The following is a 7,472-nucleotide window of genomic DNA, read 5'->3' as shown; positions in this document are numbered from 1 at the left end:
TTCAATAGCGATGGGATAATTTATTTATTTGGAAGTCCCTTAGGGATCGGGTTAAAGGTAAAACAGAAACATTTTCTCTGACTTATCCCCGATACTACTTTTTCTGACTTTTCACAAATATATGGCATAAATTTAGTCAATCCGGGCGATATGTAACATAGCAGCATTGATTACGAGGAATTGAATTATGATTAACACCACTGACAAGCTAGACGATTCCGCATTGATATTACCAATATCTCAAATGGCTCGCTTGACAGCTCGGCAGTTTGCTAACCAACAACCTACTCTCGAAAAAGCAGAGCAAGTCCAGCTGAATACGCTAGCTGTATTTGTGGTGAATGATTATTTACAGATGATGGAAATTCCCACCGACCTGAAAGCTAGTGACAGTTGGAACCCTGTAATGCGACTCTGTGCCAATGTCGCTGACTTGCATGTACCTTCAATTGGTCGTCTGGAGTGTCGCTCTGTGCGTTTGCACGAGCAAGTGTGTTCGATGCCACCAGAAACTTGGGAAGAACGAGTAGGTTATGTAGTGGTACAAGTTGATGAACCGTTCCAAGAAGCCAAACTATTAGGATTTGTTAACAATATCGCAACAGAAGTATTGCCTTTGAGTCAACTACAACCTCTAGAAGCATTAATTGATTACTTAGGGGAATTGAGAACTTGTCCAACCAATGCTTTAGTTAACTTGAGTCAATGGTTTACCAATCAATTTGAGGCTGGCTGGCAAACTGTTGAATCTTTGTGGAACTCGCTGTCAGCCAGACCAGCTTACGTTTTTCGTAGTCCCATAACTTTGGAAGAAACACCTCTTAACCAACCAGAAATCACAAGACGCGCCAAATTAATTGATTTAGGCATCCAAATAGTTGACAAACCCGTAATGTTGGTTGTGGAAATCAGCCCAGAAGCCGATCGCCAAACCAGCATTCGCTTACAATTACATTCCACAGGTAATCAAATTTACCTGCCGCCAGGAGTACAACTCATAGTCCTAGATGGAGAAGGAACGGTATTTCTAGAAGCTCAAGCAAGAAGTGCAGACAATTACATTCAGTTGCAGTTTAGAGGTGAAATCCAGGAACGCTTTAGCGTTCGAGTGTCATTGGATGATATGAGTATTACAGAACACTTTGTGATTTAAAGCAGATTTTTAAGTCTTGTTAAGTAGAAGGCAGAAGGCAGAAGGCAGAGGGCAAGAGGTAAATGCCAGCTTATGACAGCGTTTCACCGATTGGCATTTTACATTTAATTATGTCCACCTACTTAGTTATTACTTATCGATACACCAACTAATTGAAATAGTAATTCAAAATGAAAAATTCCAGCTAATCTTTCGGAATTTTACAGTTTGAAAAAGAATGCGAAAAATACAAATTTAGATATGGGCTGACTTTCTTAATTACGAATTACGAATTACGAATTACGAATTGAGAACTTTGGGTATTTTGAATTAGAGCAAAGCAACGGTCATGGCTAAGTTAGTGGTTCTGAGATTTGGAGACGGTAGTTTCGAGTTGGGGTTTACTGTAACTCTCCAGATAGGTGAAGAAAGCGATCGCCCTTCAACAGAAATGATGGGTAAGTTGCCGCCATGTGCTGAAATACCCCTTTACTACGCCCGTTGGCAAGCTAGTTATCTACAATTGGGCAATCGTTACCGCTTGGATGCTGAAAAAATCCAGGTGACAAATGTATCGTTTACCCAAGACTGTCAAAGTATGGGTCATATTTTGCGGGCACGCTTTAATACTTGGCTAAAAGCGGAAGAATTTCGACCCCTACGCGAGAAATGGTTGGAAAAATTGTTACCCGCAGAAGAAGTGCGAGTAATTCTGCAATCAGAAAATAGTCAATTGCAGAGACTACCCTGGCATCTGTGGGATTTATTTGAACGCTATCCCAAAGCTGAAATTGCGCTTTCATTGCCAACCTACGATCGCATTCTCAAACCACGCGCCCCGAATCCAGTCATCAACATCTTGGCAATTGTGGGTAACAGTCAAGGAATTGACACCCAAGCCGACCAAGCTATCTTGCAAAAGTGCCCCGATGCAGATGTCAGCTTTCTAGTAGAACCACAGCGCAAAGAATTAAACGATTATCTGTGGGGCAAAAATTGGGATATTCTATTCTTTGCCGGACATAGTTCCAGCCAGGGAAATAATAGCAGCGGCCGAATTTACCTCAATAGAACTGATAGCCTCAGTATCAGCGAGTTAAAGTACGCCCTGAGAACAGCTATTGAACGGGGTTTGCAATTAGCAATATTCAACTCTTGTGATGGGTTGGGACTAGCACGAGAATTAAGCGATTTGCAAATCCCGCAAGTAATTTTTATGCGGGAACCCGTTCCAGACCAAGTAGCCCAAGAATTCTTGAAGTATTTTATTGAAAGCTTCGCAGGTGGTGAATCTTTATACCAAGCAGTGCGCCAAGCACGGGAGCGATTGCAAGGAATTGAAGATAAATTTCCCTGTGCGACTTGGCTACCAGTGATTTGCCAAAATCCCGCACAGACACCACTTTCTTGGCAGCAGCTAAAACATACCAAAAAGAAAGATATACCGTCTAATCCATTCCGCAAACGCGGATTCAACGTCGCTTTTTTCTCCAGTCTGACTATAACTGCTTTAGTTTGTGTATTTAGGTTTCTAGGCGGACTCCAAACTAGTGAATTAAAGGCTTTCGATCAGATGATGCGATCGCGTCCTGATGAAGGGCCAGATCGCCGCCTGCTAGTAGTGACGATTGATGATGAAGACATAGCTTATCAAAGAAACAATGATGGTGAAATCCTCAAAGGAACTTCCATCTCGGAAAAATCCCTCAATAAACTAATAGCAAAACTAGTACAGTCTCAACCAAAAGCGATCGGCTTAGATATCTATCGCGATTTTCCTGCCAAACAGCAAGATTTAATTAATCGGATGCAGCAAACTGATAATTTGGTTGGAGTCTGCAAAGGAAGCGATACATCAACAGGTACTAAAGGTATTGAACCGCCTCCAGAAATTCCCAAAGAACGTTTGGGATTCAGCGACTTCCTTCACGATGGAGATGGAGTCGTGCGTCGCCACCTGATGTTCATGACTCAGGAGCCTGCATCGTTGTGTTCTACTCGTTATGCATTCAGCACGCAACTGGCATTTTATTATCTAGCATCTTTAGGATTTCAACCAAAATTTACCTCTAAAGATCCCAAAGCAAATTTACAGCTAGGTAATACAGTTTTTCAACGTCTGTCGCCTTATAGTGGTGGTTATCAAGGCATTGATGCCAATAGCGGTCAAATCTTACTTAATTATCGCTCCTCTAAGAACATTGCCGAAAAGGTATCGCTAACCCAACTTTTATCTGGTGCAGTCAACCCCAGAGCAATTAAAAACCGAATTGTGCTAATTGGTGTCACAGCAAAGGGAGATTTTCCCGACTACTGGGCTACGCCATACGGAACTACATTAGACGAGCAAATGTCAGGAGTGCTGGTACAAGCACAGATGGTCAGCCAAATTATCAGTGCTGTCTTGGACGAGCGTCCGTTATTGCGGGTTTGGTCGCCGTGGCTTGAGGCAATTTGGATTTGGGGTTGGGCTGTGGTAGGAGGTATAGTTGCTTGGCAATGGTGTTTTTTCCCAAAATTAGCATTAGCAGTTGGTATTGCTTCTAGCATTTTGTATTTACTTTGCTTAAGTCTTTTAATAGATGGTGTTTGGGTTCCATTCGTACCGTCAGCTTTATCGCTAGTAGTGACAGTTGGCGTTACAGGAACTATCAAATTGCGAAATTTAAAATTAAGCAGACAAATAACTAGAACTTCACCAGAGTCTTAGCAATTTTATTGCAGTAGCTCCAAAATTCTATTTCTTGAATTTCAGCAGTAATTTTCAGGACTTACGCAAAATTATGAAAAAACGAACCGCAAAGGGCGCAAAGGGCACGAAGTTATAAGAGTTTCAGAGAGTTTACTATAGCAAAGTGCTGAGTCACCGAAGTTTGCAAGGGCGGGGGGAACCCTCCGAAGTTCGCTTGGACGGAAACCCACAAGAGCAACTTCTCGCTGAGTAAAAAACCAGTTGCTTTAAGCCTTTGAGCGATCGCAATTGTCCTAAAGGGTGTGATTACGACTATACCTATTAAACTCTATTGGGAAAAGAAGTATTATTTGTAGAACAAAGTGAGGTCAGAGAAAGCCCCTAGATCAAGCCTTTTTGAGTCTATTAATTACGAATTAATATGAAACTATTTTTAGCATTAGCTCTGAGCTATACAGGTTTCGTAGCTAGTCAGACCTTAATACTAGCAGCACCAGCACCACTGTTTTTTGCTCGTAGTACAGCAATAGCCCAAACCGCAACCTATTCTTGGCCGCAACCTCCATCAGATGACCCTCCAGGAGGTCGCGTTCGTGGAGGAGCTAGGCGGGGTACGTGTTCGTTAGCTAATTCTACACTCACTGCCTTAGCACCCTTTACCGAAGATGTTTCTCAGCAGGTGACAAATGTCTGGGGATTGACAACACAAGCAAACCCAACCTTATGGTTCTATGTGCCATATGCTAACAATTCTGCCTATAAAACTAAATTTGTGCTGCAAGACCAACAGAATAATCCAATATACCAAAAAGCGATCGCGCTACCAGAGCGACCGGGAGTCATCGGTATTTCTCTACCTACTAACGCTCCTCAATTAGCAGTAGACAAACAATATCGCTGGTTTTTGAATATCAGTTGCAACCAAAAACAGCCATCCCCTCCCATCTACGTAGAAGGTGTAATCAAACGAGTCAACCTCAAACAGGCAATTACTAAACAGTTCAAAACAGCAACACTTCTAGAGCAGTCTACCATCTATGCCCAAAATGGAATTTGGCACGACGCACTAACAACCCTGGCACAATTACGTCAAAAAAATCCTCAAGATAAGGCACTTGAAGTTGAGTGGAAAAATTTGCTAGCCAGCATCCGCTTAGATGACGTTGCATCACAACCAATTCTTCCAGGAAAACTTTATTGAAGAAGAATTCAGAAGTCAGAATTCAGGAATCAGAATCATTGGAAAAACCTTCTTTTCCTCTGACTTGAAGAAGGGTGTGGGGTGTAGGGGAGGCAGTGCGTTGCGGAGGTTCCCTCCGTTGTAGCAACTGCCGTGAAGAAACCTTTTTCATGCATGGCGGTGAAACTTGTTTCATCGGGACTGCCCTTGGAGCGGTCTTAACGATCGGTCTTTCACCGAACACGATATCATGCGCTCATTCTGGCTCCTGACTTTATTTCCCAAAAATAATGATACAGATGGCTCTTTCCCACATCTGCCTATTGCTAGGGTTCAGTATATTTACAGAAAACGTTTATTCCAATTTTGAGAATATATAACACAACAATTGTAGCGATCGCCCCATCAATCGGTATTCCATGTAGTGCTGCAACAGCAACCAGCGAACCTATAATACTGTTGAATAAAGAAGCACTACCAGGATTATTAGTGTATTCTTTGATTTTGCCTCTTAAACCGTCATCACCACAAATTTCTAGGCGAATTTCATTAAGGGTTAGTTGTAAGAGAGATTTGCCCTTACCATAATCTGTTTTGCCGACTTTCTCTTGCCAGAGTGCATCAAAACTAGCTTCAAAATTGCCATTATGTTGTTGCAGGGTAGTAAGCGCTTGTTGGGCTGAGATGTCTTCTTGCAGAAGTTGTTGAATTTCTTGGATTTCGGCAGGTGTTAATTGAGCGTTCATATATATTTGACTTAAATATTTATTGAGTATTTGTTAATTCCAGAATCAACTCATCAGGTGTCATAATTCTAGGAGTAGCAACTGGAAAATCTCCAGGGTTGCGAGTAATAATAGCATCTAAGTGATTGAGTACTGCGCTGCTGTATTGAATAGCGTCTTCAAAATCTCTGAAGTTAAGGTTTAGCGCCATGTTGATTGCGGTACTGTCTACGGTAGCAATACGACAGAAAGTAACTATTTCCCTCAAAAATTCAAGGGCTAAATTTCGACCTTTTTCTTTACGGATGATATAGTAAAGGTCACTAAAAGCAGATGCACATATGTAGCCTTCTATCTGCCCTTCTTCAACAAATGATACAACTGTGTCGCTATTGCCAAAAAAAGGTTGTCGCTCAAGACCAACATCCAGAATAACATTGCTGTCTAACAGGACTTTCACAGATTATGTTTCTCCTTTAAAGCTTCCCATCTGGCTTGGTCTGGGTCAAAATCAGCAGGAGCAGGTTGTGTCTTCTCAAACCAGTCTTGCAAAGCTTTAATTTTTGTTGTTTGTCTCTTAGGCTTATCTGGCTGTGACTCAGTAGTGATTTCTGTAGAACTTTCCAAAGATGGAACTGGCTGCAAAATAATCACTTCCACTTTACCAGGAGCAATGTTGAGAGGTTCGTCAATAATTAAATGGCCTGATTCATCAATTGTGGCGTTGAGCTTGTAGGCTTGCATAGTTCTACTCCTTTTGTTTCTAGAATAAAGCACTGCTACTGTAAATGTTGCGTAGGCGTAGCCCGTCGTAGACATCGCACTTCTAAATAGCTAGGTTGTAGCGCGGTCTCAGTCGCGACGTTAGTGGTCTCCATCACGATGTTAGTGGTCTCAGTCGCGACATTAGTGGTCTCAGTCGCGACATTAGTGGTCTCCATCACGACGTTAGTGGTCTTCATCGCGACGTTAGTGGTCTCAGTCACGACATTTACGCAAATGCTTATGCGATCGCTAGCAACACTTAAACAAAACTTATGAATAAATAACATGCACTAGTTGAAAAGCTGCGAGATCCCCGACTTCTTCAAAAGGCGGGGTTCTGAATCAACCTAGCTCATCTCGTGCTGTCCAAATTGCCTCGCGCACTTCTCCAGCGCACTCTTCACCCGTCGCCTCGCGCCAAATGGGTTGAAACTCGCTTTCACCTAATTGCTGGAGCATACGGGCTAAAGCATGGATATAATAACCAATCCCATTTTGATTATTATGCTCTAGTTCAATAGCCAAAGCACGAATGTAAATTGGCAAAGCCTCAGCGTAATTTTTTTGAGCTTCAAAAACCCTTCCCCACTTAGCTAATGTTTGTGAAACCTTATACCAATCCTTGAATTCCTCGTAAATTTCCCAGGCTTTTTGATAATAGTTAATTGCCACATCAAACTGTCTTTGCTGTTCGGCTATCCTACCCAGTTGATGATAGTCATCAGCAGCACTGTATAAATCTTCAGCATCTTTATATATTTTCAGCGCTTTTTTATAGTAATTAACAGCCACATCAAATTGCTTTTGCTCTTCAGCTACGGTACCTAGTTGGTGACAGTCACGAGCAGCATAGTACAAATCTCCGGCATCTTCATAGATTTTTAGTGCCTTTTTATAGTAATTAACAGCCACATCAAATTGCTTTTGCTCTTGAGCTACAATGCCCAGTTGGTGATAATCACTAGCAGCACTATACAA

The 7,472-nt window shown here is 42.0% G+C and carries 7 protein-coding genes; 3 read left to right on the top strand and 4 right to left on the bottom strand.

Going from position 1 to position 7,472, the window contains the following annotated elements; translation table 11 throughout:
- Positions 1-187 precede the first annotated feature (187 nt).
- From I8752_RS02355 to I8752_RS02345, 3 genes are all read left to right on the top strand, one after another.
- Positions 188-1,153: a DUF1822 family protein gene (locus tag I8752_RS02355; RefSeq protein ID WP_214430725.1), complete on the top strand. Its 966-nt coding sequence runs from the start codon at positions 188-190 to the stop codon at positions 1,151-1,153.
- Positions 1,154-1,481: 328 nt separating this feature from the next.
- Positions 1,482-3,842 (top strand): CHASE2 domain-containing protein, encoded by a 2,361-nt coding sequence (locus I8752_RS02350; protein WP_214430724.1) that lies wholly within the window; start codon positions 1,482-1,484, stop codon positions 3,840-3,842.
- Positions 3,843-4,245: 403 nt separating this feature from the next.
- Positions 4,246-5,025, top strand: a complete 780-nt coding sequence (locus I8752_RS02345; protein WP_214430723.1) for a DUF928 domain-containing protein — start codon at positions 4,246-4,248, stop codon at positions 5,023-5,025.
- 305 nt (positions 5,026-5,330) lie between these two features.
- Here I8752_RS02345 and I8752_RS02340 read toward each other — a convergent pair whose 3' ends face one another.
- The 4 genes from I8752_RS02340 to I8752_RS02325 all read right to left on the bottom strand — a co-directional run.
- A complete protein-coding gene (locus tag I8752_RS02340; RefSeq protein ID WP_214430722.1) occupies positions 5,331-5,750 on the bottom strand; it encodes a hypothetical protein in 420 nt (139 codons plus the stop codon).
- A gap of 19 nt (positions 5,751-5,769) precedes the next feature.
- Positions 5,770-6,189 carry a type II toxin-antitoxin system VapC family toxin gene (locus tag I8752_RS02335; RefSeq protein WP_214430721.1) on the bottom strand — a complete coding sequence of 140 codons (420 nt, stop codon included), beginning with the start codon at positions 6,187-6,189 and terminating at the stop codon, positions 5,770-5,772.
- Entirely contained in the window at positions 6,186-6,473 is a 288-nt protein-coding gene (locus I8752_RS02330; protein WP_214430720.1) for a hypothetical protein, read from the bottom strand. Before I8752_RS02330 ends, I8752_RS02335 begins: the two co-directional genes overlap by 4 nt.
- A gap of 363 nt (positions 6,474-6,836) precedes the next feature.
- Positions 6,837-7,472 (bottom strand): tetratricopeptide repeat protein (locus tag I8752_RS02325; RefSeq protein WP_214430719.1); only part of this gene is annotated, 636 nt, incomplete at its 5' end.

The sequence above is a fragment of the Dendronalium phyllosphericum CENA369 genome (genome assembly GCF_016056275.1).
Lineage (GTDB): Bacteria > Cyanobacteriota > Cyanobacteriia > Cyanobacteriales > Nostocaceae > Dendronalium > Dendronalium phyllosphericum.
Note: the sequence above shows the minus strand (reverse complement) of the source record. Positions and strands in the feature narration are given on the sequence as shown.

Coding starts and splice junctions, on each gene's coding strand:
- I8752_RS02355 (WP_214430725.1), top strand. CDS start 188: ATGATTAACACCACTGACAAGCTAGACGATTCCGCATTGATATTACCA.
- I8752_RS02350 (WP_214430724.1), top strand. CDS start 1,482: ATGGCTAAGTTAGTGGTTCTGAGATTTGGAGACGGTAGTTTCGAGTTG.
- I8752_RS02345 (WP_214430723.1), top strand. CDS start 4,246: ATGAAACTATTTTTAGCATTAGCTCTGAGCTATACAGGTTTCGTAGCT.
- I8752_RS02340 (WP_214430722.1), bottom strand. CDS start 5,750: ATGAACGCTCAATTAACACCTGCCGAAATCCAAGAAATTCAACAACTT.
- I8752_RS02330 (WP_214430720.1), bottom strand. CDS start 6,473: ATGCAAGCCTACAAGCTCAACGCCACAATTGATGAATCAGGCCATTTA.